This window comes from Micromonospora sp. NPDC006766, from assembly GCF_040636055.1.
Lineage (GTDB): Bacteria > Actinomycetota > Actinomycetes > Mycobacteriales > Micromonosporaceae > Micromonospora.
Genome location: NZ_JBEYIX010000001.1, coordinates 79,808 through 102,663, shown reverse-complemented (window position 1 = coordinate 102,663; position 22,856 = coordinate 79,808). Strand labels below are relative to the sequence as shown.

38 protein-coding genes are annotated in these 22,856 nt (G+C 70.7%); 1 reads left to right on the top strand and 37 read right to left on the bottom strand.

Annotated elements, in window-relative coordinates; genetic code table 11:
- Window positions 1-29: 29 nt before the first annotated feature.
- The 12 genes from ABZ671_RS00660 to ABZ671_RS00605 all read right to left on the bottom strand — a co-directional run bounded on the left by ABZ671_RS00660 (window position 30) and on the right by ABZ671_RS00605 (window position 7,202).
- A complete protein-coding gene (locus ABZ671_RS00660; protein WP_357849011.1) occupies window positions 30-167 on the bottom strand; it encodes a hypothetical protein in 138 nt (45 codons plus the stop codon).
- The gene (locus tag ABZ671_RS00655; RefSeq protein ID WP_357849008.1) at window positions 164-1,015 is read right to left on the bottom strand and encodes a hypothetical protein; all 852 of its coding nucleotides are present in this window, start codon (window positions 1,013-1,015) and stop codon (window positions 164-166) included. Before ABZ671_RS00655 ends, ABZ671_RS00660 begins: the two co-directional genes overlap by 4 nt.
- A complete protein-coding gene (locus ABZ671_RS00650) occupies window positions 1,008-1,781 on the bottom strand; it encodes a hypothetical protein (protein ID WP_357849005.1) in 774 nt (257 codons plus the stop codon). The genes ABZ671_RS00655 and ABZ671_RS00650 overlap by 8 nt, the downstream gene beginning before the upstream one ends.
- Window positions 1,778-2,188, bottom strand: a complete 411-nt coding sequence (locus tag ABZ671_RS00645; RefSeq protein WP_357849002.1) for a hypothetical protein — start codon at window positions 2,186-2,188, stop codon at window positions 1,778-1,780. The genes ABZ671_RS00650 and ABZ671_RS00645 overlap by 4 nt, the downstream gene beginning before the upstream one ends.
- Entirely contained in the window at window positions 2,185-2,649 is a 465-nt protein-coding gene (locus ABZ671_RS00640; protein ID WP_357848999.1) for a hypothetical protein, read from the bottom strand. The genes ABZ671_RS00645 and ABZ671_RS00640 overlap by 4 nt, the downstream gene beginning before the upstream one ends.
- Window positions 2,646-2,804, bottom strand: coding sequence for a hypothetical protein (locus tag ABZ671_RS00635; protein ID WP_357848996.1), 159 nt, complete (start codon window positions 2,802-2,804; stop codon window positions 2,646-2,648). The genes ABZ671_RS00640 and ABZ671_RS00635 overlap by 4 nt, the downstream gene beginning before the upstream one ends.
- Before the next feature lie 104 nt (window positions 2,805-2,908).
- Entirely contained in the window at window positions 2,909-3,274 is a 366-nt protein-coding gene (locus ABZ671_RS00630; protein ID WP_357848993.1) for a hypothetical protein, read from the bottom strand.
- Window positions 3,271-3,465, bottom strand: coding sequence for a hypothetical protein (locus ABZ671_RS00625; RefSeq protein WP_357848990.1), 195 nt, complete (start codon window positions 3,463-3,465; stop codon window positions 3,271-3,273). The genes ABZ671_RS00630 and ABZ671_RS00625 overlap by 4 nt, the downstream gene beginning before the upstream one ends.
- Window positions 3,465-3,863, bottom strand: coding sequence for a hypothetical protein (locus ABZ671_RS00620; RefSeq protein ID WP_357848987.1), 399 nt, complete (start codon window positions 3,861-3,863; stop codon window positions 3,465-3,467). The genes ABZ671_RS00625 and ABZ671_RS00620 overlap by 1 nt, the downstream gene beginning before the upstream one ends.
- A complete protein-coding gene (locus tag ABZ671_RS00615; protein ID WP_357848984.1) occupies window positions 3,860-4,579 on the bottom strand; it encodes a DnaB-like helicase C-terminal domain-containing protein in 720 nt (239 codons plus the stop codon). Before ABZ671_RS00615 ends, ABZ671_RS00620 begins: the two co-directional genes overlap by 4 nt.
- A 14-nt stretch (window positions 4,580-4,593) precedes the next feature.
- Window positions 4,594-5,970 (bottom strand): DnaB-like helicase C-terminal domain-containing protein, encoded by a 1,377-nt coding sequence (locus ABZ671_RS00610; RefSeq protein ID WP_357848981.1) that lies wholly within the window; start codon window positions 5,968-5,970, stop codon window positions 4,594-4,596.
- Window positions 5,967-7,202 (bottom strand): hypothetical protein, encoded by a 1,236-nt coding sequence (locus tag ABZ671_RS00605; RefSeq protein WP_357848977.1) that lies wholly within the window; start codon window positions 7,200-7,202, stop codon window positions 5,967-5,969. The genes ABZ671_RS00610 and ABZ671_RS00605 overlap by 4 nt, the downstream gene beginning before the upstream one ends.
- A 270-nt stretch (window positions 7,203-7,472) precedes the next feature.
- Here ABZ671_RS00605 and ABZ671_RS00600 point away from each other — a divergent pair, with 270 nt between their 5' ends.
- Entirely contained in the window at window positions 7,473-7,745 is a 273-nt protein-coding gene (locus tag ABZ671_RS00600; RefSeq protein WP_357848974.1) for a hypothetical protein, read from the top strand.
- A 226-nt stretch (window positions 7,746-7,971) separates the two neighbouring features.
- Here the strand turns inward: ABZ671_RS00600 and ABZ671_RS00595 are convergent, their stop codons facing one another.
- The 25 genes from ABZ671_RS00595 to ABZ671_RS00475 form a co-directional block, all read right to left on the bottom strand.
- The gene (locus ABZ671_RS00595) at window positions 7,972-8,190 is read right to left on the bottom strand and encodes a hypothetical protein (RefSeq protein ID WP_357848971.1); all 219 of its coding nucleotides are present in this window, start codon (window positions 8,188-8,190) and stop codon (window positions 7,972-7,974) included.
- A gap of 83 nt (window positions 8,191-8,273) precedes the next feature.
- Window positions 8,274-9,785 carry a hypothetical protein gene (locus tag ABZ671_RS00590; RefSeq protein WP_357848968.1) on the bottom strand — a complete coding sequence of 504 codons (1,512 nt, stop codon included), beginning with the start codon at window positions 9,783-9,785 and terminating at the stop codon, window positions 8,274-8,276.
- Entirely contained in the window at window positions 9,782-10,438 is a 657-nt protein-coding gene (locus ABZ671_RS00585) for a hypothetical protein (RefSeq protein WP_357848965.1), read from the bottom strand. The genes ABZ671_RS00590 and ABZ671_RS00585 overlap by 4 nt, the downstream gene beginning before the upstream one ends.
- A 78-nt stretch (window positions 10,439-10,516) precedes the next feature.
- Complete coding sequence (locus ABZ671_RS00580; RefSeq protein ID WP_357848962.1) at window positions 10,517-11,197, bottom strand: hypothetical protein; 681 nt, start codon at window positions 11,195-11,197, stop codon at window positions 10,517-10,519.
- A 3-nt stretch (window positions 11,198-11,200) separates the two neighbouring features.
- Window positions 11,201-11,407, bottom strand: coding sequence for a hypothetical protein (locus ABZ671_RS00575; protein WP_357848959.1), 207 nt, complete (start codon window positions 11,405-11,407; stop codon window positions 11,201-11,203).
- Window positions 11,407-11,907 (bottom strand): single-stranded DNA-binding protein, encoded by a 501-nt coding sequence (locus ABZ671_RS00570; RefSeq protein ID WP_357848956.1) that lies wholly within the window; start codon window positions 11,905-11,907, stop codon window positions 11,407-11,409. The genes ABZ671_RS00575 and ABZ671_RS00570 overlap by 1 nt, the downstream gene beginning before the upstream one ends.
- Before the next feature lies 1 nt (window position 11,908).
- Window positions 11,909-12,610: an HNH endonuclease signature motif containing protein gene (locus ABZ671_RS00565; protein ID WP_357848953.1), complete on the bottom strand. Its 702-nt coding sequence runs from the start codon at window positions 12,608-12,610 to the stop codon at window positions 11,909-11,911.
- Complete coding sequence (locus tag ABZ671_RS00560; protein WP_357850566.1) at window positions 12,610-12,867, bottom strand: WhiB family transcriptional regulator; 258 nt, start codon at window positions 12,865-12,867, stop codon at window positions 12,610-12,612. The genes ABZ671_RS00565 and ABZ671_RS00560 overlap by 1 nt, the downstream gene beginning before the upstream one ends.
- Window positions 12,868-12,923: 56 nt before the next feature.
- The gene (locus ABZ671_RS00555; protein WP_357848950.1) at window positions 12,924-13,097 is read right to left on the bottom strand and encodes a hypothetical protein; all 174 of its coding nucleotides are present in this window, start codon (window positions 13,095-13,097) and stop codon (window positions 12,924-12,926) included.
- Window positions 13,097-13,495 carry a hypothetical protein gene (locus ABZ671_RS00550; RefSeq protein ID WP_357848947.1) on the bottom strand — a complete coding sequence of 133 codons (399 nt, stop codon included), beginning with the start codon at window positions 13,493-13,495 and terminating at the stop codon, window positions 13,097-13,099. The genes ABZ671_RS00555 and ABZ671_RS00550 overlap by 1 nt, the downstream gene beginning before the upstream one ends.
- The gene (locus ABZ671_RS00545) at window positions 13,492-13,917 is read right to left on the bottom strand and encodes a hypothetical protein (protein WP_357848944.1); all 426 of its coding nucleotides are present in this window, start codon (window positions 13,915-13,917) and stop codon (window positions 13,492-13,494) included. The genes ABZ671_RS00550 and ABZ671_RS00545 overlap by 4 nt, the downstream gene beginning before the upstream one ends.
- Entirely contained in the window at window positions 13,910-14,563 is a 654-nt protein-coding gene (locus ABZ671_RS00540) for a RusA family crossover junction endodeoxyribonuclease (protein ID WP_357848941.1), read from the bottom strand. Before ABZ671_RS00540 ends, ABZ671_RS00545 begins: the two co-directional genes overlap by 8 nt.
- Complete coding sequence (locus tag ABZ671_RS00535) at window positions 14,563-15,048, bottom strand: hypothetical protein (RefSeq protein ID WP_357848938.1); 486 nt, start codon at window positions 15,046-15,048, stop codon at window positions 14,563-14,565. Before ABZ671_RS00535 ends, ABZ671_RS00540 begins: the two co-directional genes overlap by 1 nt.
- Window positions 15,045-15,602, bottom strand: a complete 558-nt coding sequence (locus ABZ671_RS00530; protein WP_357848936.1) for a hypothetical protein — start codon at window positions 15,600-15,602, stop codon at window positions 15,045-15,047. The genes ABZ671_RS00535 and ABZ671_RS00530 overlap by 4 nt, the downstream gene beginning before the upstream one ends.
- Window positions 15,599-16,093, bottom strand: a complete 495-nt coding sequence (locus ABZ671_RS00525) for a hypothetical protein (RefSeq protein WP_357848934.1) — start codon at window positions 16,091-16,093, stop codon at window positions 15,599-15,601. Before ABZ671_RS00525 ends, ABZ671_RS00530 begins: the two co-directional genes overlap by 4 nt.
- Before the next feature lie 13 nt (window positions 16,094-16,106).
- Window positions 16,107-16,616, bottom strand: a complete 510-nt coding sequence (locus ABZ671_RS00520) for a hypothetical protein (RefSeq protein ID WP_357848931.1) — start codon at window positions 16,614-16,616, stop codon at window positions 16,107-16,109.
- Window positions 16,613-17,146 carry a hypothetical protein gene (locus ABZ671_RS00515; protein ID WP_357848928.1) on the bottom strand — a complete coding sequence of 178 codons (534 nt, stop codon included), beginning with the start codon at window positions 17,144-17,146 and terminating at the stop codon, window positions 16,613-16,615. The genes ABZ671_RS00520 and ABZ671_RS00515 overlap by 4 nt, the downstream gene beginning before the upstream one ends.
- Window positions 17,143-18,015, bottom strand: coding sequence for an exonuclease domain-containing protein (locus tag ABZ671_RS00510; protein WP_357848925.1), 873 nt, complete (start codon window positions 18,013-18,015; stop codon window positions 17,143-17,145). The genes ABZ671_RS00515 and ABZ671_RS00510 overlap by 4 nt, the downstream gene beginning before the upstream one ends.
- Before the next feature lie 76 nt (window positions 18,016-18,091).
- Entirely contained in the window at window positions 18,092-19,051 is a 960-nt protein-coding gene (locus ABZ671_RS00505; protein WP_357848922.1) for a hypothetical protein, read from the bottom strand.
- Entirely contained in the window at window positions 19,048-20,259 is a 1,212-nt protein-coding gene (locus tag ABZ671_RS00500) for a hypothetical protein (protein WP_357848919.1), read from the bottom strand. Before ABZ671_RS00500 ends, ABZ671_RS00505 begins: the two co-directional genes overlap by 4 nt.
- A gap of 14 nt (window positions 20,260-20,273) precedes the next feature.
- Entirely contained in the window at window positions 20,274-21,350 is a 1,077-nt protein-coding gene (locus ABZ671_RS00495; protein ID WP_357850563.1) for a hypothetical protein, read from the bottom strand.
- Window positions 21,350-21,652, bottom strand: a complete 303-nt coding sequence (locus tag ABZ671_RS00490) for a hypothetical protein (protein ID WP_357848916.1) — start codon at window positions 21,650-21,652, stop codon at window positions 21,350-21,352. The genes ABZ671_RS00495 and ABZ671_RS00490 overlap by 1 nt, the downstream gene beginning before the upstream one ends.
- Window positions 21,649-21,858: a hypothetical protein gene (locus ABZ671_RS00485; protein WP_357848913.1), complete on the bottom strand. Its 210-nt coding sequence runs from the start codon at window positions 21,856-21,858 to the stop codon at window positions 21,649-21,651. Before ABZ671_RS00485 ends, ABZ671_RS00490 begins: the two co-directional genes overlap by 4 nt.
- Window positions 21,855-22,370, bottom strand: a complete 516-nt coding sequence (locus ABZ671_RS00480; RefSeq protein ID WP_357848911.1) for a hypothetical protein — start codon at window positions 22,368-22,370, stop codon at window positions 21,855-21,857. The genes ABZ671_RS00485 and ABZ671_RS00480 overlap by 4 nt, the downstream gene beginning before the upstream one ends.
- Window positions 22,367-22,786, bottom strand: coding sequence for a hypothetical protein (locus ABZ671_RS00475; protein WP_357848909.1), 420 nt, complete (start codon window positions 22,784-22,786; stop codon window positions 22,367-22,369). The genes ABZ671_RS00480 and ABZ671_RS00475 overlap by 4 nt, the downstream gene beginning before the upstream one ends.
- Window positions 22,787-22,856: the final 70 nt, after the last annotated feature.

Below are 22,856 nucleotides of genomic sequence, written 5' to 3'. Positions count from 1 at the left end.
AGGGATAGGGCGGGGCTCGGACACGGCGGCTATCGCCACCAGCGGGTTCGGACGTAGGTGCGGGTGTGGCGGCGGCGGATGAGCCGGGGCACAACGTGGCGGAGGCGGATCGCCAGCCACTCCCGGTCGGTAACCAACAGGTCGTCGTCGGTGTCGGGGTCGGTCACCGGTTGCCCTCCGGCGGCGGTGTGGAAGGCGACTCCGGTCGGCGGGCGACGTTGGCGGGCGACCACTGGCCCAGTTCCTCCTTGCCGTCCGCGTACAGGCGCACCCGCGACCGTTCCGGCCTGACCTGGTGTTCGGCGGCGATCCGCCGTGCGTCGGCCTCGCTGATGCCTTTGAGCACACCGGCGGGGAGGGCGACCCGCCAACGGGTGGCCTCAGCGATCGGGTCTCCCGTCGCCTGGGTGCGCGCCTCTTCGGCCTCGTGAAGTGCCCGACGCCAACGGTCAACGATGGCGGGCGACACCGAGACGGCACCCGGTTCGCGGAACACGCCGATCACCTCGGCGAGGGTGAGGACGAGTCCGTCGGTTGCGTCGCGGAGGCGGTCCCGTTCGGCGGTGACCGCGTCAAGGTGCGGGGTGGGGCGCGGCTGCCGCTCATCGACCGGGTCGGTGAGGCCGCCGGGGGTGTCAAAGGCGGCGATCGTGGCGGCGAGCCGGTCGACCACGGGCCGGGCGGCGTCCCGTGGGCCGAGCATCCTGCCGAGCTGTTCCACCGCCGTGCGGGTGGCATCAACCACCCGTCCGGCGGCTTCGGCTTCGGCGCGGTGCCGGTCGATGACGCCCTTGCGGAACTGGGCGAGCTGTGTCAGGTCGCGGACGCGGCCGGTGTCCTGGCCGGGACGGACGGCGGGCGTGCCGTGCACGGGGCAGCGGGACTGGACGGCCCGGGACCAGCCGTTCACGGACGGCAGCAGGGTGCAGTGACCGCAGTCGTCGCCGCGGTTGCCCCAAGCGTCGATACGGCACCTGCCGTGCGGCAGGCAGATGGCGTGGGTGCAGTCAGCCATTGGTGCGGGGCTCCTCGGTGGTGAGCGTGGCCGGCTCGTCGAGCTGGTGCAGCAGCCCGAGCCCGGAGCAGGTGTCGCAGGTGGTGAGGGTGCCCATCTGGCCGCCGTCGACCAGCCGGTCACCGGCCTGCGGGGGGCGGCCTCCGACCTGCCGGGCCTCCGCCAGCACACCGGCCAGCACCTCCGGCGGCGCGTTCTCGTCGGTGACGGCAGCGGCCAGCCGGCGGAGCACATCCAACGCGCTGTCCCGCTCGGCGCGGCGGTCGTTGTGGTCGGCGGCCCACCGCAGCATCGCCGTGTGGAACGCTTCGGCCTGCCGGATCGCCTCGGCCCGGGTGACGTTGTCCCAGCCGGGCTGCCCGGTTTCCCCGATCAGGGTTTGAGCCTCGGCGAGCCGGGTTTCGAGGTCGTACGCCTCGACGGCGCGGGCGGTGTCCTGAGCGGTCAGGGTGGCGATCGTCGCGTCCCGGTTGGCGAGGGCCGCGGCCATCTGGGCGGCGTCCTTCTCGGCGGCGAGGGCGTGCCGGTCGGCTACTCGCTCCATGTGCCGGGCCTGGCTCAGTTCGCGCATCAGGCCGGCCAGGCCGGCGGCGTCGATGGCGGCGCGGGCGTCCCGCAGCCAGAACCGCTGTTCGTCGGCGTCCAGCTCGTCGAGGTTCGGGGCCTGTGTGCGGAGCCGGACGAGAGCATCGGCGGCGGCTTTGACCCGGGCGTGCCCGTACTCGGGGGCGACCCGGTTGATCAGTTGGTGGATGGTGTCGGTCATCGATGTGCCTCCTTGATCGGTTCGGGTGTGGTGCGCAGCTCGAACAGCCGGTACGCCTGCGCTTTGGTGCCGGGCTGGGTGTTGGCCTCCCGCGCGTACGCCAACGCCTTCTCCCGCGTCTTCGGGTAGGAGGCCCACTCCTCGTCGCTGAACTCTTCGCTGACCCCGATCACCTGCCACAACTCGGTGATCTCGCCGTCGAACATGTCCATCACGGAGTCGGCCAGCCGGCGGTAGTAGACGTCGTCGGCGTCACTGCCGTCGGGTCGGAAGTCGGTACAGCCGCAGTCGGCGGCGTGGATGCGTGTGGCGATCAGGTCACGCAACTGGTCGCGGAGGCTGCCGAGGTTGTCGGTCATCGGTGTGCCTTTCGGTTGCGGGGCGGCGGCCAGGGTGCGGCGCTTCACCGGTCATCCCCGTCCGCCGGTGCCGGCTGGGTGATCGCCGTGAGCTGGTCGGCGACCGGGACGCCCATGCGGCTGACCACCGCACCGGTCCACCACCATGACGGCAACCACCCGAACATGGGGGCCATGTCACCGGAGGCAACCCGGGCCGCACTGTCCAGCGTGGCGGCTTCCTGCTGTAGCGCGGCGGCCGAGTCTGCTGGGGCGTTCTTGGCGTACTCGCGCCGCCCGTCGGCGGCGATACGCAGGACGGCGGCGATCTCGGCGGTGATGGTTTCGCGGGCCACCTCGGCGACGACTGCTGCGATCTTGGCGAGGTCGTTCTGGCAGATCGCACAGTCGGAGTTGTATTGATGGTTGGCGTGCGCCGACGGCTCGTGCAGCAACGGGAACTTCGGGTCGGAGCGCCATTGGTGGGTGCGGAGCCGGTCCGCGATCTGGGCGGCGAGGCTACTGGTCATGCGGGTCCTCCTTCGGGGCGGGCAGTGGCGGGGGCGGCGGTCCATTCCTCGAACGGGCCGCAGGTCTGGAACTCGCCGGTGGGGACCTCGACGTCGATGTACGCGCCGGTGTCCCAGTTCTCCATCTCGGTGACGGTCTCAGTGCCGGTGATCACCCACCGCTGGTGCTGCCTCGGGTGGCGCTTCGCGTGTGACCACTTCCCGCAGGTCGTGCAACGCCACAACGACACGACCTGCGTAGGGCTCAGAGCTGGCGTGGTCATGACGCCCCGCCCGGGACGAGGACGAGTCGGCCGTCGAGTACGGACACCCGCTCGGTCAGCCGCTTCCGGCGGCGCTTCCACCGGTCGTCGTCATCGTCGATCTTCCGCAGCCACCACCAGTTCCACACGGAGAGAGCCAGGTTTATCCATGTCAGGGTGGAGGTGGTGTCATGTAGTGACTGGATGACCGGGACGGCCATGACCGCTGGCAGGTAGAACGGGCGCAGCTCGTGAAACACATGCCGCCAGATGGGCGGAACCTGCCAGCCGCGCCGCTTGAAGAACGCGATACCGAGGCCAGAGAACATCCATGTGTGGGCGATGCCGGTGGCGATGCGGTACGCGAGGTCGAGGTACGTCACGCGGCTGCCACCTTCGACCGGGTGTGGTGGGTGGGGCATCGGTCGGTGCGGGAGCCGGGGCCGACGACCTGCCAGCCGGCCCGCTCGGCGGCCTCACGGACCTTGCCGGCGTTCGCCAACGCCGCGTCCCGCACTGGGTACCGTTCCCCGCACCGGTCACACGACAACGCGACAACCAGGGTGATCGCCATCAGCCGACCCGTTCCGCGAGAACGACCGCCGCGTCCGAAATCCGGGTGGTCTTCCAATGCGCGTACCGCTCACGTTGGTAGTCGTCCATGACGTCGGTGTCGGACAGGTCCGGCGGGTCGCCGAGTACGCCGTCGTCCAGCAGATGGAAGTACGCCTCTGCGCACTCGTAGAGCCCCGTGAAGCTGTTGTGGATCATCGGTTCGTCGCAGCACACCGGCTCACCCGCGACTACCGGCGTGGGCGGGCAGTCGGCCTGGTCGTGGCCGCAGTGCGCCGGCACGTCGACCACACTGCCGTCGAGCATCCGGGCCTCGGTCTGCGACACCAACACCCCGCCCCGGGCGAGGGCATCGCGGACGAGGAAGTCCCGCCCGTACCAATCGATGCAGGAGTTCACGACGTCACCGGGTCTGTGGTGAGGGGGAGGAACCGGGCGCGGGTGAAGTCCGCGGCGATCGTCGCGGAACCGGAGGCGAGCGGGCCAGTACCGGTCACCGTGACCGTTGCCTCGTCCGAGTGGCGGCGGTGCAACCACAGCACCGCACCCGCCGCCCACATCGCCGACACTGGCAGGTCACCGTCCGGGAAATCCGGGAGCCAGTGCACAGGAAGCGTTGCGACCACGGCGACGTTCGCGGAGGCGGCCAGCTTGTCGAGCCCGAGCATGATCCGGGGCATGCCGCCGTCGAGTAGTAGCCGAGTCCCGTCGACCAGCGCGAGTCGGGCGGCGATGCCGTCGACGCCGAGCTGCCAGCTCAGGTCATCGATCGTCCGTACGTCGTCGGCGAACCAGAATGGTGCGCCAGGACGGTCACCGGTCCGGATGGCCGCCCGCTGCTCGGCGGTGAGGCTGTCGTCGCGGATGTCGGTGAACGGCACGCCGGACAGGGCAGCGGATAGGCGCGTCATCCGTACCCGGGTGGGGCTTTCGAGGTCCGCCAGGACGGTCGGGGTTTGCTGCCGGATTGCCTGGCAGGCGATGGTGTCGAGCATGGTGGTCATGCCGGACTGCGAGCGGCCGGAGACGAGAGTCAGCCGGCCGATGGGCAGGCCACCGCCGAGCAGGGCGTCCACGGCCGGCAGGCCGGTGGGGATCAGATCAGTCGTGGTCACGGTGGTAGCCCCTTTCAGAGGGTGGCCATGTTCTGGAAGCGAGACAGGTAGAGCTGCGCGGCGAGGGTGACGACACCGGTAGCCCCGGACCGGTCTTTCGCCAAGATGAGGTCGACTTCGCCCCGTCGGGGGGAGTCGTGGTCGTAGTAGTCGGGCCGGTGAACGAGGATGATCCGGTTGGCGTCCTGTTCGAGGTTCGCCGCGCCCCGTAGGTCCGTAAGCTGCGGCGTCTTGTCCATCCGCGCCGCCGGGGCCCGGTTGAACTGGGCGGCGGCGATCACCGGCAGGTCCGTGGACATCGCCAGGCCCTTCGCGGACGTCGACACGTCGGCGATCTTCTGGTTCGGGTCGGTGATCCGGGGGCTGGACGGGTGCACGAGGTGCAGGTGGTCGATCGCGACCAGGTCCAGGCCGGCGGGGGTTCGCATCAACTGGTGGCAGCACCGCTCGATGTCGGCCATCCGCATAGGCGACCGGTCCGACACGTAGAACGGGGCGTTGGCCATTCGGCCGATCCGGGCGTCGATCCGCGACCACTCGGGGGCGTCTTCCGGCAGGCCGTCGCGGATGAGGTGGTGCGGTACCCCGGACTCGGCGGACAGGACCCGGTCGAACACTTCCTCCTTGGACATCTCCAAGGTGAACAGGGCGACCGTCAGCCCGAGCCTGATCGCGACCTGTCGGCAGATGTCGACCAGGGCGATGCTTTTGCCCATGCCGGTCGCACCGGCGAGCAAGGTCAGTTCCTTGCGGCGCATCCCGCCGGTCATCTTGTCGAGTTCTTCGTAGCCGGTGGGGATGCCCTTCGGCTTGGCCTGCCGGCCCTTGATGTCGTCGAGCGCCGGGTTGATGAGTGAGCCGAGGGTGACCAGGTCGGGGGCGCGGCCGGTGTTGCGGGCCTGAGCCTTCTGCGCCAACTCCATCGCCAGTTCGGCGAGCCGGTCGGCGCTCATCCCGGTCGCGGCAGCGTGGGTGAGCTTGACCCCGCCCTCCTGCAAGCTACGGCGGCGGGCGCACTCGATGACCAGGTCCCGGTAGTAGTCGATCTGGCCGACGTTGGGGGCCTTGGCGATGCAGGTGTGCAGGTACGGGCCACCGCCAACTTTGGCGAGCCGTTTCTGTTCGGCGAGTCGGTGGGCGACCGCCGCTGGGCCGAAGGGCTGCCGGGTCTCGTGCTGGCCCAGGATCGCCTGATAGATCTCGGTGTGGTGGGGCCGGTAGAAGTCGTCGGGGTTCAGGATGTCTTTGACCCGGTCGATCCACACGTCGGGGCTGGGGCCGTCCCCGGCGATGAGCAGGCAGCCGATGACGATCTGTTCGGCCTCGACGTTGAACGACTGCGCCTGGTCGGCTTGGTCGACGGTTGGGGCGTCGGCGTCGGTGGTCATCATGCGGCGTGGTCCTTCCGTGTTGCGGCGGCAAGCAGCCCGACCCCCGTCTTGGCGGCGGTGTGGGCGAGGTCAGCGAGTTGGGCGGCGGGCACCCCGGCGGCGCGGAGCGCTTCGGCCTGCTGGGTGACGACGAGCAGGGCGGTGGTCGCCAGCGGCGGGCCGGACCAGCCGGCCCGGTAGGCGGCGAGGGCGGCGGCCACGTCCGGGTGGGTGGTGGGTTCGTCGGCGGGCGCCGGAATCCCGGCTCGGCAGCGCGGGCAAATCAGGTGTTTGTGGGTGGGGTGTGGGGCGCGGCCGGCGAGGGTGCCGTGCTCGCAGGCGGGTTCCGTGGCTTCGAGCTTGCGGATTGCCGCGTCGGTGGTCTCTCCGTGTTCCTTGCGGACCTGTTCGGCGAAGGTGCCGAACCCGGACCCGTCGGGGCCGGCGATGCCCCGGAAGTAGTTGGTGGGCTTGCCGGGGAATGCCTGCTGGGCGAGCTTGGCGACGGCCTTCACGAACGGGGTGTCGGCGGGGTAGCCGTTGAGGCGTAGCCAGCCGTCGATGATTTCCTGCCGTTCGGTCAGTCGGACCTCGGCGGTGCCGAACAGGCCGGGTTGGGTGCCTTTGGCGGGTCGGGTGGGTTTCTGGTCGGTGAGCCAGCCGGGCACGGCGGGGTGGGGGTTGAGATGGTTGCCTGCCGCCGGCTTGGCCGGCGCGGGTGGGGTTGGTTCTTCTTCGGGGGTGGGTGTGGGGGTGGGTGTGGGGTCCCGGCGCGCGGGCGCGTGTGAGCCATCGCTTGCCTCGCCGTTGCCATCATCGTCATGGCAAACCGATGGCAAATTGCCATCCAGTTCGGGGACGGAACGGACATCCTCGACGTCGTCCCGCTTCCCCCACCGAGCGGCAGCGCCCCGCTTCCCCGCCTCCGACCTGGCTTCACGGGTCCCCTCGGTCGGCAGGTAGTCGGCGAAGTCGTGGATCATCCATCCGCCGGATTCGTGTTCGTCCCACAGCCCGTGAGCCACAAGGATCTCGGCCCCTTCGCGGAACGCCGGACCGAACCAGCGGCGGGGCAAGCCTGGCGGGATCAGCCCCGGGGTCTTGCCCTTCTTCCGGGTGTTCCGGTGGGCCCATGTCCAGGCGAGCGTCCAGAGGCCGATCGCGAATCCCGCAACCATCGGGTCGTCACGGTCGAGCATGGCGACGACCTTCGGGTGGTCGTCGAACCCATCGTCCATCCGCCCCCAGCCCATCAGACCCGCGCCTCCTTCCGGCTGTGGCGGGGGGCAGACGCGGCCGTGGTGACGCCGGCCTGTGCCGGGTCGGTGGTGCGCGGGTTGGCCACGTTGTGCTCCGTTCGGTGGTGCTGTTTGTGCTGGTAGGGACTCGATCGTCCCGGGATAACCCTACACCATGTAGTGAGGTAGGATCACTGTATGACGCCGATAGCTCAGATCACCAGCCAAGCGCGACGCCGTGTCGCAGGCTTGGATCGCGACACCGAACGTGCAAGAATCCGGCCCATGCCGCGCTCGCATCGCAAGGTCGTCGAGACGCCCCAGTCCCGGGCGCTCGACGCGACGGCGCGCGAGTACAACCAGACCGAGGACCGCTTGGCCGAACTGCGGGACAAGCTGGTCGCGGACGCCATCGAGGCGATCCGCCACGGCGGCCTGTCGATCGCCGAGGCCGCACGCCGGGCCGGGTACTCCCGGGAACACCTGGGCCGCCTCTTCGCCGAGGCCAACGAGCTTGACGGCTGGGTCAAGCCGAAGAAGAACACCGCCACCGACTAGCCGCCTCACGCTGCTTCACCGGCCTCGCCCGGCCCCGCCACGGTGCCGGGTTGTCCTGCTGTCGCCACCGGGGCGTGCCGCTCGCACCGCCACCCGCACGGGTACAGGCGGGCCGGCAACATCCCGCACGCGGTCACCCCGGCCCCGCACGGCTTCGCCAGCGGCGGCTCACGCACAAACCCCGGCGGCGGAACCAGCGTCGGCCGGCTGCCCGGCTTCCACCCGGTCACGGCCGGCACCCCGGCACCGGGCACGGCCTGCCCTCATCCCAGGCGAGATGACACAGCGGGCACACCGGGCCGCCGCCCGGCTCTACCTCGGGGGCTCCGGTGAGGTCCAGGCCGCACATCGCCACGTTCTCGTCGCAGCAGTAGTAGTGTTCGACCTCGCCGGGGGTGTTCGTGTCGGGCCGGTTGGGGGCGGTCTGGGGCAGCAGTACGACCATGCCATTAACTCCTCTCGATCTTGCGGTGTGCATGGGTGAGGCGCGGCCCGCCAGAGACAGACCGCGCCCCACACGAACCCGCCTCAGCCCGCCTTGCAGGTCTTCGCCAGCCGGCACGCCGCCTCCGCCGCGACCCGCTGTTGCAGGTTCGCCAGCTCGGCGTCCGACATGCGCCGCAGATCACCAGCCGGCGGCGGCGACCCCTGACCGCCGGGGGTGTCCGTCCCGTACTGGGTGCCGACCCCGTTACCGCCGACCCCGGCGAGGGTGCCGCAGCGGACCGTCGTACCGTCCGCCCGCAGCAGGCACGTCGCCTTGTCCCCGCGAAGGTCACCGGTGCCGCTGACCCGGTACAGCACGTTCTGGCCGGTGCCGAGTGTGGCCACCCACCCGTTCCCACCGGACGGGGACACCTCATAGACGTGAATGTTCTGCCAGTTCGGGATGTCCTGATAGTCGGCGCGGATCTTGTCCTCGATCGCCTTCAGTGACACCCACACCGGGGACATCCTGTGCACGCTCACCGGGGCCAGGGACAACCCGGAATGCCGGGCCGGCACCACCGCCACCACCGAGATCGCCGTAGCCGAACCCCGACCGGTCAGCGGGGTGACATACACCGGACTACCGCCGGCCGACAGGGTGAACTCGGAACTGTTCTCGGCGTTCGTCTCATCGTCGGAGGTCTCCCACCCGGCCCGGCCGAACACCCAATCCCAGAAGCCGCCAGAGGCCGCGGTCGCCTCCCGCTGCGTCTTCGCCAGCGACAGCGGGTACGACGGGCCGGGGATACCGGCCGTGTCGGTGGTGATGGTCAAGTCACCGGTCTGCCCGTCGTACAGGGCCGCCCCGGCAGGGCGTTCGGTGGTCACCCACACGCCGGTCTGCCGCTTCAACGGCACCACCACGATCGGATGCCCGTCGCTCTGGCAGTAGGCGTACACGTCGCCGCTGTCGAACCGCACCCACCGCTGTTTCTCGGAGATGAGCCGGCCCAGGTTGTGGCCGAAGTAGCCGCTCACGCGGGCGCCGGCCCGGTCGCGGTCGAAACCGCACTTCCGGTCGGCCTCACCCCGGCCCTGTAGCGGGATGTGCTGCGTGTACGCCACCTCATACCCGGACAGCCAGCCGCGCCGCTCCACCAGGGTCGCGTACCGGTCCTCACCGGGTAGGTAGGTGGTGTCCACGATCGTGCCGGAGGTATCCCCGAGGTTGGGGCGGGCTTGCGCCTCACCCACCTGGAAGGGGGCGCGGGCCGCCAACGTCGGCACCGGATCGGAGGTGACCCGTATCGAGGACAGGTAGGTGCGGTCCTGCTCGTAGCTGGTGTGCGCCGCCCACAAGATGCCGGCACCCAAGCCGGCGACCGCGCCAGCGACGGCGAGGATGCCTTCGAGGTCGTTGTCGCGGGCGAGGCCGACCGCGCCGAAGACCACCGCCCCGACCAGGACAGCAGCGAGGACGCCGAGCAGCGGCAGGCACGAGCGCAGCTCCCACACGGCGATCGTCGTGTAGTAGGGGGCGGCTGCGGCGCAGCAGGCGATGGCGGCGGCGGGCACACCGACCGCCAGCAGGGTTTTGACGGTGCGGGTCACGCCGGCCCCCCACTGGTGCCGGGGACGTACCCACCGGCGGCGTCGGCGACCGTGACCGCACTGTCGGCGGCCGACCCGCCCCGCGAGTAGCTACGGGTGGCGGCGGCCAGACCCGAGTAGCTGCCCTTCGTGGCCGTGCCCGACGCGTCGAGGGCCACGGTGGACGCCCGGCTGAATCCCATCGCCCCGGCCTGCTGCCAGGTGTCGGGGCCGGCGCCGAGGAACATGAACGACCACCGGCCGCCGGCCTCCCGCTGCCGGATCATGCCGGCGATCTGTTCCCTGGTGTACTCCCGCGACCGGTTTTCCTGCCCGTCGGTGTGCACGACCAGCAGCACCCGGTCCTGCTCGCCGAGCGTGGTGGTCGCCTCGAAACCGGTGATGGTCTCGCCGACCGCGTCCAGCAGGGCGGTCATGCCACGCGTCCAGTAGTTGGCCTCGGTGAGCTGCGGCACCTCGCCTAGCGGGGCCGCAATGCACAGGGGGGTGATCTCGTTGTCGAACAGGGTGACCGTCAGCCGGTACTCCCGGTCGGTGTCGGCGCGCAACTCGTCGACGTAGCTGTTGAACCCGCCGCGTACGTCGGACGCGAGCGGCCCCATCGAGCCGGACTTGTCGACGAGCAGCAGGGCGTTGGTTACGGGTTTGGACACGGGTCTTCTCCTTCTCCGTTGTTGGTGGGGTGTGGGGGGCGGCCGGGCCGGGATCGGGTGTCGGCCACCCCGAGGTGGTTAGGCGACGGACGCGAGCCGGCGACGCTCGGCGCGGACAGGCTGGATACCGCCCCTAAACCGTTCGCCGACCGTGACCAGGGTCATCGAGTCCGGGCCGGAGAACGTGAACTCAAGGCCGCCGCCGCGCTGCCGCACCTGCCCGAACCCGGCCAACAACTCCCCGTTGAACTTGATCCGCGACACCTCCCGCTCGGGCGGGACCACGTCCAGCAGCTTCCGCACGTCGGGCAGGTCCACCGGCCGGTCGAGCACGGTCATCGACAGGCCCGGCATACCGCAGTCGGTGTTACGGGCCACCCGCAGCTTCGCGGTGTCGGTGATGCCCTCCACGTAGTCGAGGGCGAGGGGAACCCACCAGTTCTTCTCACTGACCTTGAACGTCTTCGCCATCAGCGCCGCGTCGGGCAGGCCGATCACCACCGACCACGGCCGGCACTGCCCGCCCCGGCGGGCGAACACGCCTTCCTGCTCGGCGGCCTCGGGCAAGTCGTCCGGGTGCCACGACGACACACCCATGCGGGTGTCGTCGGTGGCCATCGCGTGCAACTGCTCGCCGTCCCACTGCACGCGGACGGCGAACGTTTCGGGGATCTCCTTGTCCTGCCCGGCCAACGGGATCACATCGGCGAGCAGGCCGGTGAAGTCACCGGACGGCACGAACACGGTGTCGTATGCCACGGGTTACGACCCCTTTCGGGTGAGCGCGATGAGGACGACGACCGCCACGATGAGGGCGGCGAGACCGGCGCTGATCCAGATGGGGGCCAGCACCAGCCACCACGACCAGCCAATGACGCCGGTCAGTTTCAGGACGATGAACGCGATGGTGAGCGCACCGGCGAAGCCGAGCGAACCTCCGGCGCTGCTGTTGGATGAGGTGCCGGCCATCAGAACGGGGGCTCCTCGTCGAAGTTGCCGCCGCCGTTGCTGCCGGAGCGTCCGTGCGCCGGGCTACCGGACGCCCACTGGTCGTCGAAGTTGCCGCCGCCGCCCTGGCCACCACCACCACCGCTGCCGCCGGAGCGGGACATCTTCTGCACCTTCGCCGTGGCGTAGCGCAGCGACGGGCCGATCTCGTCGACCTCCAACTCAATGACGGTGCGCTTCTCGCCTTCCTTCGTCTCGTACGTCCGCTGACGCAGCCGACCGGACACGATCACCCGGGCGCCGCGCTGCAACGACTCGGCGACGTTCTCGGCGGCCTGCCGCCAGATCGTGCAGGCCAGGAACAGCGGCTCGCCGTCCTTCCACTCCCCGGACGCCTTGTCCAGTTGTCGGGGTGTCGAGGCGATGCGGAACTTGGCGACCGCCGCACCCGACGGGGTGAACCTGAGTTCAGGATCATCCACGAGGTTGCCAATGACAGTGATTGATGTATCTCCGGCCATTTCAGACCACCTTTCTGTTTAGCGGGCGACGTCCAGGCTTGCCGTGCGTGCCGGTTGGGCCGCCGACGTGATGCCAGGCGCGGCCATTGACGATTCGGCTGACCAGCGAGTCAGCAATGCCGTACTCCGCAGCGAGGTGCGTACTCAACTCACCGGCCGCGAACCTCGTGCGGATGGACAGGACGGCGGATTCGTTGAGCTTTGCCTGCGTGCGTGCCGACCCACGGGGCGCACGCAGGCGGGACCACATGTCGTTGACGTTCTGCTGCCGGGTGCCGTAGTACAGGTGATCGGGGTTGCAGCACGGCGGGTTGTCGCACCGATGGCACGCCTCAAGCCCGTTGGGGCACTGCTGGCCGGTTGCGACCTCAACCGCATATGCGTGGGCAGGCACCGTCCCGCGTTCAGGGGAGACGTAAAACTCCCCGTACCCCTTGTCGTCGGCGCTTCCGCCCCAGGGCCAGCACTCCGACGCGCTGCCGATGCCGACCTTGTCCCAGAACCGTTCGTGCGGCGTCTTGGTCTTCAGGCCGAGCGCGGGCGCAACCTCGGCGCCGCGTGTACGTCGCCACCAACGCACGTAGTGCTTACGGCACCGGCCACGGCCGACGATCTTCTGTCCGCACGCCCCGCCGTCCTCAACGCAGCCGGTGAGCCCTTGGGCGCTGACCACGTCGGGGACAGGTGTGGGAGCCGTGACCATCAGGCCGCTCGCAGGACACGGAGGCCACCCCGGCGCTTGACCGCCCGGCGTTCCTCCTCGGACATGCCGCCCCACACGCCGTGCTCCTGACCGGACTCCAACGCCCAGGCAAGGCACTGGCCGGTGACGGGGCAGCCCCGGCACACCGCCTTCGCCGCTTCGACGCCCCGCAGGTACGGGCCGGAGTCGCCAGCGCCGATCGGGAAGAACAGTTCCGGGTCCTCGTCGCGGCAGACGGCGTCGTGCCGCCAGTCGATACCGCCGTGGTCGGCGGAAGTCGCGGCAGTACTAAGGCCATGGGTGGATCGGCGGCTCATGGTCGGGTCTCCTGTCCGGGTGTGCGGGTCGTGGTCGTGTCGGGCAACGCGGGCCAGCCCTCACCCCGACCGGCGGGGATGAACCGGCGGTCGGGGTAGCCGTACTGGTGGGCGCGGCCCAGGTCGAGGTCAATCAACGGGCGGTCGGTGGCGTGATCCGGCTGGAACATCAGGCGGCCTCCTCGCCGGTGGTGCCGTACAGGTCGATCTGCCGGCCGGAGCTGCTGCACTGGTCACCGGTGGAGGGGTCGGTGTGCCGGGCGATCCGCTCTGCACTCGGTGCGACTTTCGTGTTCTCCCGGCCGCAGCCGGGGCAGGCGATCTGGGGCCATATCCCTGAGCTGGCCATCACGCCATTCCCTTCGGTCATCGCAGGTCGTCGCAGGCCACGGAACGGGCGGACGACCTCGGTGCCGTCCTCGTGTCGGATGAGCACGTTCTTCGGCGTCCACGGGCTGAGTGCCAGGTGCGGGCCGCAGTCGAGGCGTTCGGTGCCGCGTTGCTGCCGCCAGGCGATGACCGCGGTGACGGGCTCACCGCGCAGCAGGTAGGTGGTGCCGGCGATCACGCGGTCACCTCCGCCGGGTCGGGGATGTGCCGGGCGGCGTCGGGGCTCAGGCTGGTGTCGCCGGGGGAGTGGTCGACACACCCGGGCCACCAGGCGCGGACGTCGGTGCCCGCCCCGTGACTCACGCGGGAGCCGTCGTCGGCGGTGCACTTCGCGTACGACCGGCCGTGGTACCCAAGTACCTGCCGGTACCAGCAGGAACCGCAGCGCGGGCCGGGGGCCTGCCGGTCGTCGGCGGGCGGGGCGTCCGGGTGCAGCCGCAGGGTCCGGCCGAGGGCCAGGCCGAGCGGGTGCACCCGGGCGGTGAGCGCCTGACTCTGCCGTTGGGTGCGACGCCGGCCGGCGGACAGTTTCCCCACCGGCTCGGCCATGGCAGGCTCGACCCGAAACGCGGCGTCGTCGAACAGGGCCACGTCATCCACGGGCGGCCTCCCTTGTCGCGTAGCCGAGCAGGGCGTTGGCGGCGATGCGTCCGGCCTGACCGGATGGGTCCGCCTCACGGATGTGTTCGAGCGCGGCGCGGAATGCCTCCACGGCGACAGCGGCATGGTCGACCTCGACCGCCGGGGTCGACGTCAGCCCGACACCGGGCGCATCCGAGGCGGTGAGCCGGCGGACGGTGATGACCGCGCCCGGCCGGGCAAGGGCTTCCGGGTCCTCGCCCGGGTAGACCTTGCTGAGCCGTTCGTAGGTGATGACCCGGGCGTCGTCCTTCCACAGCCCGGCGGTGGTCATCGCGTCCTCGGTGGACCGCAGCAGCTTCGACAGGTCGGGGTACCGGTCGGGGTAGGTGGTGCGGGTCTTCGGCGCGTTCTTCGGCTTCGGCATGGTCACGACAACCCGGCCGATGAGGGGCCCGTCGAGGGGCAGGGAGCGACGCTCGGCGGGGGACATACGGGCGATCAGTCGCAGGGCGGCGGTCTCGACGTCCTCCCGCCACGGCTTTACGCCCTTGGACGACTCGACCAAGATGGCGTGGCCGGTCTTCTCGCTGATGCCTTTGAACGACTTGGAGCCCTGCGGGGCGGGGAGCCCGTAGACGACGAGATGCACGGCGTTGACGGCCATCAGCGGGTCACCGCCTCGGCGAGCCGCGCCCGGACGGCGGTCTGCACGTCGGCGGGCATCACCCACGGGAACCACAGCGACCCACGCGCGGGCACCGGCGAGGCGAGCAGCGCCACGTCGGCGAACACCAGATGGAACGCGGGGACTGCCTTCGCCTTCGTCACGTAGACAGCGGCGCCCCACGGCTCGCAGCACGTCCGGCCCGGACCTCGGTCCTCCGCCGGGTGGCAATCCACCAGGTTGGCGACCGCGATGACCGCGCCTCGCGCCATGCCCACCGTGGGGTCAGCGCCGTACAGGGCGATGACCCGGGGGTCGGTTTTGCCGTGCTCGTGTTCGGCCTGGCCGGCGTGGATGGCGATGGGGCCCCGGTGCTGGGTTGGCTTGCCACGGTTCTCGACCGGTTTCCGGCCGATGGCGATGCATTGGGCGTACGGCTGCCGCACGGTGATCGCGTGCTCAACGGTGGCCAGCGCGTGGGTCATGCCGACGCCTGCTGTTCGTTGAGGGCGTCCAGGGCGGCGATGAGAGCGGCTTGGCGCGGCCACTGGACCGGCTTCTCGAACTGCGCCCGCCACTCATTCGCCCGCACGATCACGGTGGCCTGCAACCGCAGAGCCGCCATCAGCGCGTCCCGCTCGGCGATGAGCTGGTCGACGTAGCCAGCCAGCGGCGTCTCCCCGTCATCGTCGATCCCGAGGGCGGCGAGCAGCTTCGCCCGCAGCGCCGCGTTAGCGTCGTTCGCCATCTGCCGGGTCGCCGCGATGACGTCCAGGTACTCGGCCTCGTGTTCGGCCTCTACCTTGGCGACGTCGTGGAGCAGGTCCGGGCCGCCGTGCGCGGCGAGCATCTGCAACGCGGCCCGTCCGCCGTTGTGCCGGCGGACCTGCCGCAGGATCGTGCGGGCCAGGTCGCTCTGCTCGCAGTTGCCCGAGGCGAGGAGGCCGGCGAGGCGGCCGACGTCGTGGGTGCCGTCGGCGACGAGGACCACGACCGGGTCGCCGTGCTCGTTGTCGTAGGCGCGGGTCTGGTAGCTCACCGGCCCGCCTCCACCGGCACGGCAGCGGTCAGGATGGCCTCATACCCGGCGGCTCGCGCCTCCGCCAACGACCTGTCACCCTCAGCCCGGTCGGGGTGCACCGTGCCGTCCCAGTGGTCCGTCCAGCGTCCGTGCTCGCGCAGCAGCACGATGTACCCGGCCGGCTTGGCGTCCTCCGCGATCTCCCAGTCGTGCCCGCCGTCGTGGTTGGGCCGCAGCCGGCACGGCTCCGTGTGGACCGGGCCGCCTGCGGTGCCGCCCGGCCAGCCGGTGCCGACCTCACCGCACGCCCAGCCGATCGGCCACTCCCGGGGGTCACCCGCGTTGACCGCGTCAACCAGGTCACGGCAGGCCAGGGCCAGTAGCTCGTCCGCGTGCTCCGACGCGGCGTCGGCGTGCGGGTCCTCCTGGCGGGTGTGCCGTTCAGCGGCGACCACCCAGAAGACGGCCTTCTCGACCTCGACGGCCGGGCCGTATGTCTTCTCATCCATGTGCGGGTCCTCCTCAGTGCTCGTCGTGGGTGGGGGCGGGTTTGATGACGCGGACGGGGATGCCGGCGGCCTCCATCGCCCGAATGCAGTGGCGGGTGCCCTTCGAACGGCCATCCCAGAACGCCAGCCCGGAATCAGCGCCGCGCTCGACCATCCGCAGGTTCCGGTAGTCGCCGGCAGCCCGGCACGACGACCGGGAACCGTGGATCCGGCGCCCGCCGTGGCGGCACTCCGGCCGGCACGCAGCCGACCAGTTGGCCGGGTGCGGCTCCTCGACCACCGGCAGCGGCTGCGACGGGCCTTGGTGCACCACCCATAGGTGGGCCAGCCAGTCCGCCGACCGCAGCGGCCGTACCCGGGTGGCGCGGGTCTCGGGCGGGTAGCAGGCACCGTGCACCACCACCAGGCGGTCGCAGCCGGCGTACCGGGCAGCCTGGGCGACGGTGGCCATCTCGGTGCCGAAGGTGGCCACGTCGTCCCAGCCTCGGGAGCCGGTCACGATCAGCCGGTAGTCGACGGTCATGCGGCCAACTCCGGTGCCCGGTGGGAGATCCCACCGTCGGACAGGAGCCACACCCGGCCGTGGATCGCGTGGTCGACGAACCGGGCGGCCGGGTCGTCGGTCTGCCGGATCGCCCACCCGTGTGCGCGGGCGGCGTTGCGGTTGGACTCGACCCAGCCGTGGCACAGGGTTGTGGCAGACCCACACAACAAGATCAGGTTGTGGGGTTGGTTCGTGTCCGGCCGCAGGTCCCGGCCCTGCCTCGCCCGCCGGTGCTGCACCGACCACGCGAACCCGCGGTCACCCCGCAGCGGCTTCCCGCAGCGCACGCAGCAGCCCTGGTCCCGCTCGCCCACCACCGCCACCGTTTCCGGCGTCGGACCCGTGTCCGCCGGGCGGGACACCTTCACCTGCGGCTTGCGGTCCAGGCAGGCGGTGCGGGTGGGGCCGTCCTTGCGGGCCAGCGTCGACCTCGTGGTCAGGGTCGAGTACGGGTGAGTGATACCAGCGGCAGCCAGCTTGGCGCGCTGCTTGTCCGACACTGCTTTCACGCCGCCTCCATCCACGGGCGCATCGGCCACTCCCCGGACACGTCGTCAGCCCGGCGGCGTAGCTCCTCGGCTTCCTCGGCAGCCGCCGCCCGGATACCGTCCTCACCGGTCGCGGCGGCCTCGTGTTCGATCTCGGCGGCCTTCCGGCGGAAGTGCGCGGCCAGGCCGGGCGCCTGCTCCCGGTAGGCGGCCTGCTGGAAGGCGTGCAACTCGTCCAAAGACATCCGGGCGACCCGGGCCAGCCCGCGCACGATGTGCGGGGCCTGCCGGGGCCGGTGCGCGTACCGGCTGAACAGCACGTCCGGGTCGCCCGCGCCGAGCTGCCCGATCCGCCACGCGACCCGGGCCGCCCCCAGGGCGTCGGCGGTCGCGTCGTGCGCGCCGTCCAACCGCACCCCGTAGTGCTCGCACAGGGCGGTGAGCTGGCGTCGTCCAGGCCGGTACCGGTCGACCGCCTTGTCCAACACGAACACGTCGATGCAGGGGCCGATGTCACGGCCGAGCCGGTCCGGCAGGGTGGGCAGGTTGTGGCGGCGCAACTCCCGGTCCAGCAGGGTCAGGTCGAACGCCAGGTTGCAGCCGACCACCGGGATGCCGTCGAGCATCGCCGCAGCAAGGTCGGCGGCCACCTGGTCGAGCACCTTCACCGCCGGCTGGCCGTTGGCGCGGGCGTGCTCGGTGGTGATGCCGTGCACGTCCGTCGCGGCCTGCGGAATGTCCACGTCGACCGCGATCAGGTGCGCGGCCACGGCCGGCGGCTGCCCGGGGCGGATCAGCGCGGTGGTCGCGGTGACGATCCGGTCGTTCTCCACGTCCACGCCGGTCGACTCGGTGTCGGCGGCCATCATGGGGCCGGCAAAAACGTTCATCGCGCGCTCCCCGGGCTGAACTGGCCATTGAGTTCGCGAGACCGGCATTCCCACCCGTGTCGCCTGTGCATTCCAGTCACGCCACACCGTCCGCGTCCGCAGGCTGCGCCGTCTCCCGCTCGTCGTTCGCGGCGCGGATCTGCTCACACCGGCAGTTCGCGTCGCCGTTCCGGGCCGGGCAGGTTGACCAGTGCCGGGCCCGCTCCGCTAGGGCGGTCAGCTTCTTCGGCTTGGTCGGCAAACCCGCCACCAGCGCCCGGTACAGCGCGGTAGTGCGGATCCACGCCACCGGGTCGTGCTTGATCTCGGCGGTTTCCCGATCGATGTCCCCTTCGATCGCGTCGGCGGCGTTCTCGGACGGGCCGAGCGGCGACGACAGTTGCACCAGCAGCCACGCGCGGGCGTCGAAGCTGTACCGGTGGCCGATCTTCACGCAGCCGCTCTCCAACCAGCGGGCCGCGTTGTACCGCCACTCCGGGTCCATGTCAGCGATCGCCACCGGCGGCTTGCCCTTCGGCTGCCACACCTTGTCCTGGTTCAGGTAGTCGAACCACGACATGCCGGTACGCGCCGCCCGCGACCGCCGATCCTCCTCGGTGACCTGCTCGACGCTGCGCACCTCACCGGCCTCGATCTCGCCGAGTAGGGCCAGCAGCGCCCCCGCGTCCACCTCATGCCGGCACGGCCCGAGGGCGGTCCCCCGCGCGCAGCACCCGAACCATGCCGGCGCGTTCGGGTCTTTCCCCCGGTTCGCCTTGCAGTCCGTCAGGGTGCCGCCGCAGCCGACACACCGGGCGGTGTCCTGAATGTGCTTCCGCCGCGCGGCGATGACCTCGGCCTGGGTCTCCTCGCTCTTGCCCTCGGTGAGGAACGCGGCCACCTGGGCGCGCGTCTCCTTGTCGAGGAACACCGACGGGCCGTCGTTGCCACCCGGCGGGGCGATCCACGCCGACAGGGAACCGTCGTCGTCGCGCTCCAACACCAGGGACGCGCCCCGGCCGTCGCGGACCGTCAGATACCGGTCGTCGGCGGTCACTGGATCTCGCCCTTCTCAACCTCGGCGAGGAACGCGGCCATGTCGAAGCCGTTTATCTCGTTCGACGTCTTCTTGAACCGGTCGTAGAGCCGCTGCTCGATGCCCTCGGCGTTCCACCCCCGGGTGCCGGCGGCGGCCTGGATCTGCACCCACAGAGCCGTCGGGTTCGGCTCCTCTTCGGCGTCGATCGGCTCACCGGCCGGCGGGGCAGCCGGCGGCTCGGACGCGGCCGGCTGGGCGTCGGCGGGGGTCTGGGCGGCCTGCTTGCGGGCGGCCTCCAACCTCGCGGCCTGCTCCGTCAACACCGCCACCGACTCATCGGTCAACGCCTTGTCCCGGTGGGCGTCCTTCCACAACGCCTGCAACGCCTCCAACGTGGTCGTACGCGGGGCCAGGCGGATCACGTCACCCGGCGTCAACTTGTCCCCATCGCCGGGGGCGTCAGCCGGGGCCGCCCCGATCGCGGCGAGCTGCGCGGCCACAACCTGACGCTGCGCCGCAGCAGCCGCCGCCCCGATCTGCCCGGAGAACGCCTGCGCCGGGGTCACGAAGTCGAAGTGCAGGACCGGCACCATGAATACCCGCGACTCGACCTGCTTGTCCTGCGGCTTATTCGGGTGCAGCAGTTTCTTCTCCCGCCGCTGGATCTCCAACCGGGCGGGGATCGGCTGCCGCGCGTTGGCGATGGCCTCGGCCAGCATCGGCAGTTCGGCGGCGGCGTTCCATCCGTGCGATTCGAGCTTCCACGTCCCGAGGGACGGCACGTCGGCGAGCATCAGCGACACGCGGGTGGTCGGCTTGCACACCTCGCCCGCCTTCAAGTCGCGGCCCGCGGCTTGGGCGGCGGCCTTGACCGGCGCGCACAGGCAGGGTTTCTGCCGGATGCGCTCGGTCTCCCCGTCGCACATACGCGCCCGGAAGCCGTTGCCCCACAGCTCATAGTTCGGGTCGATCTGCTGCGGGGGGACGAGGACGCGGATCTCCCGGGCGTTGGTGATCACCTCGAACTGTGGGCCCTGGAACTCCCACGGCTTCACCTGGCCGCCGAGCAACGCGGCCACCGCTTCGATCAGCGACTTCGACGGGCTAGTGAACCGCAGGGTTTCCAGCTTCGCCGGGTAGTTCTTGCCCCCCTTGCTGACGAGCTGCTGGCCGAGACGGATCACCCCGACCTGTGTCAGGCGTCGCTGCAAATCCTTGATCGGCATAGTGGTACCTCGATTCAGGCGGCGGGGTGGCTGATGGACTCGGTGGCCGGGGCGTCCCCGGCGGCGGGGGTCTCGCGGGCGGCCTTGCGGCGCCGGGCGGCGAGGGTTTCCGGCAGGACGAACGTGCGCGAACTGACCGCCGCCGGACCCCGCTCGATGACCCACTTCGCCGTGGCCAGGGCGGGCAGGAACCCGTCCCGGTAGGTGTCCTCATCGGTCAGCACCAGCCGGGCCGTCACCCCATCGGGGCGCAACTGCACCAGCAGGCCCCCGTCGGTGGGGATCATCGGCTGCTCGACGTCGGTGTTCTTGATGCGGATGGTTTGGGCGTGCCGGTAGCCGGTGAGCTGCAACGCCTGCGGCGGATAAAACTGCGGGCCTTCGCCCTCGCGGGTTTTGAAGTCGATGACCAACACGACGGTGATGCCGCGTTTCGCGGCCTGCTTCGCGGGGATGCCGGTCACGCGGGCGACCAGCTTCGCGGCGGCGTCCGTGCGGTCGGCGTGGAAGATGACGATGCCGTCGCAGGTCCCGGCGTAGCCGGCTTCCCGGTTGACCACGATCGCCTCAGACACGAGGAAGTCGTCCGGGGTCAGCCCGTACTCGGCCACGAACGCCTCGAACGACTTCACGTACGGGGCGATGTCCGCGTCATAGGGTTTGATCTCCCCGTGGTACGACCACCACTCGGCGACGTCGTGGACGCGGGTGCCCTCGTCGGCGCGGCGGGCAGTGTGCTCGACGTGCCGGTTAGCGATCCACCGGGCGATGCACGCCTTGCACTGCTGGCAGGGGCACCGCTCGCACCGGGCGGCCGGTTCGTGGCCGCCCTCGCCCGCGCATTTGCTGCCGGTGTTCCCGCAGGGCTTGACGCGGGAGGCGACGACGATGGTGGGCAGCTCGGCGAACGCGGCCTTGGCGGCGAGGCTGGCGGCCCACCGGACGAGGGCGTCTTTGCTGATGACCCCGGCGACGGTGGAGGAGGAAATGAGCCGCAGGTTGCCGATCAGGTACCACCGGTTGTCGTCGATTTCCTCGACGCCGTGGAAGACGGTGGCCGGCGCGGCTGGTGCTTCGGCGGTGATCGTCATCAGATCCACGCCCACTCGCGTGCCGTCTCCATCGACACCGCTTCCACGGTCGGCGGCGAGTCGGGGCGGTGCTCGTGTGTCTCACCGCAGAACGGGGTGCAGCCGTCCGCGTTCCCACGGATCAGCCACGCCTGGCCGTCGGTGCTGAGGTTGAGGTAACCCCGGGTCTGACGGTGCTTGTACTGCTCGATGGTGGTGCCGTCGTCGGCGGAACTGCGGCCCATCCACATCCAGTAGTCCAGATCGGCGGCGGGGATGACTTTCCGCAGCGGCGTCCAGTCGGGGTTGTCGTGGTCGGTCACTGGTCGTACCTCGCGTCGTCGTTGAGGAAGTCGCTGATGCAGCCGGGGGAGTCGCAGCTACCGGCCAGAAGGCCGGGCATCGGCCGGAGCAGGCAGTACGGGCAGGTAAGGCGGTAGGCGACGACGACCGGCCCGCCGGAGACGGTCGGTGCAGGCGCGGTGCCGGCGGGCGTGCTGCCGGCGGGCCGGGTCGTCGTCGCGGTCACAGGCCGGCGTCCTGACCGCAGTCGTCGCAGACGGGACCGGTCGCGCCCTCGGGACCGCAGTCGCGGCACTCCTCGGCCAGCGCTGCGGCCTCCGCCTCACGCTGGCGCTGCAAGTCGATCTGCTGCGCCTCATGCACCAGACCGAGCACCAATCGGGCGGCCTCCAACTCGTCGCCCGCCGCGTCCAGCGACGACTGCGTCAGAGTTCCGAGGTCAACGAGCCGCTTGATGTCCATCGCGCACCGCCCGGCGTTGCCCGTGCGGATCTGCGCCCGGTGCTCGGCGACCCGGAGTTCCGCCCCGGTGAGGGTGTCGAGGTGGGCGCGGATCGCTTCGGCGATCGGGTCGCCAGCGAGAGCGCGGGTCTGGGCGGCGTGCTCGGCGGCGGCCTTGGCGTCAAGTCTGGCCTGGCAGTCGCCGCAGAGGCCGGGGATGGCGACGGTGGTGCCGCAGATGCCGCAGAAGTAGATGTCCACGCCAGGTGCCACGCCGGCTGTCAGCGGTGCGGTCACAGGTCCGCGCCGTCCGCGTCGTCGCGGTGCTCCCGGTGCACGAGGGTCAGCGGGCCTTCCTGGCTCAGCAGCGCCTCCGGGGTGCAGGGGTTGCCGCCGTAGGCACGGTCGTCGGCGGGGGTGAACCGCTGCTCCCTGCGGCCCTCGCCGTTCACGTAGCTGTAGACGAACCAGAGACGCCCAAACGCGCTGCGCCACAGATCGCCGGGCTGCGGCGGCCACTCGGCGGGGGCGACCCGAGTGATCTCGACACGCTTCGCGTCGAAGTGGTCGATGCAGAGCGTGGCGAAGATGCCGGGCTGGGGCTCGGCGTAGGCGAGGGTCAGAGCGGTGTCATCGGTGTGCCTCGGCTCGATGACCCGAGCGGCGCGGATGACGACGTCGACCAGCTCGCCAGGACGGAAGTCGGTGGTCACGGGCAGCTCCAATGCGGCGCACCGTTGCAACCCAATGTTGCAACGTCATGAGGTTAGCGTACGGCGTGGG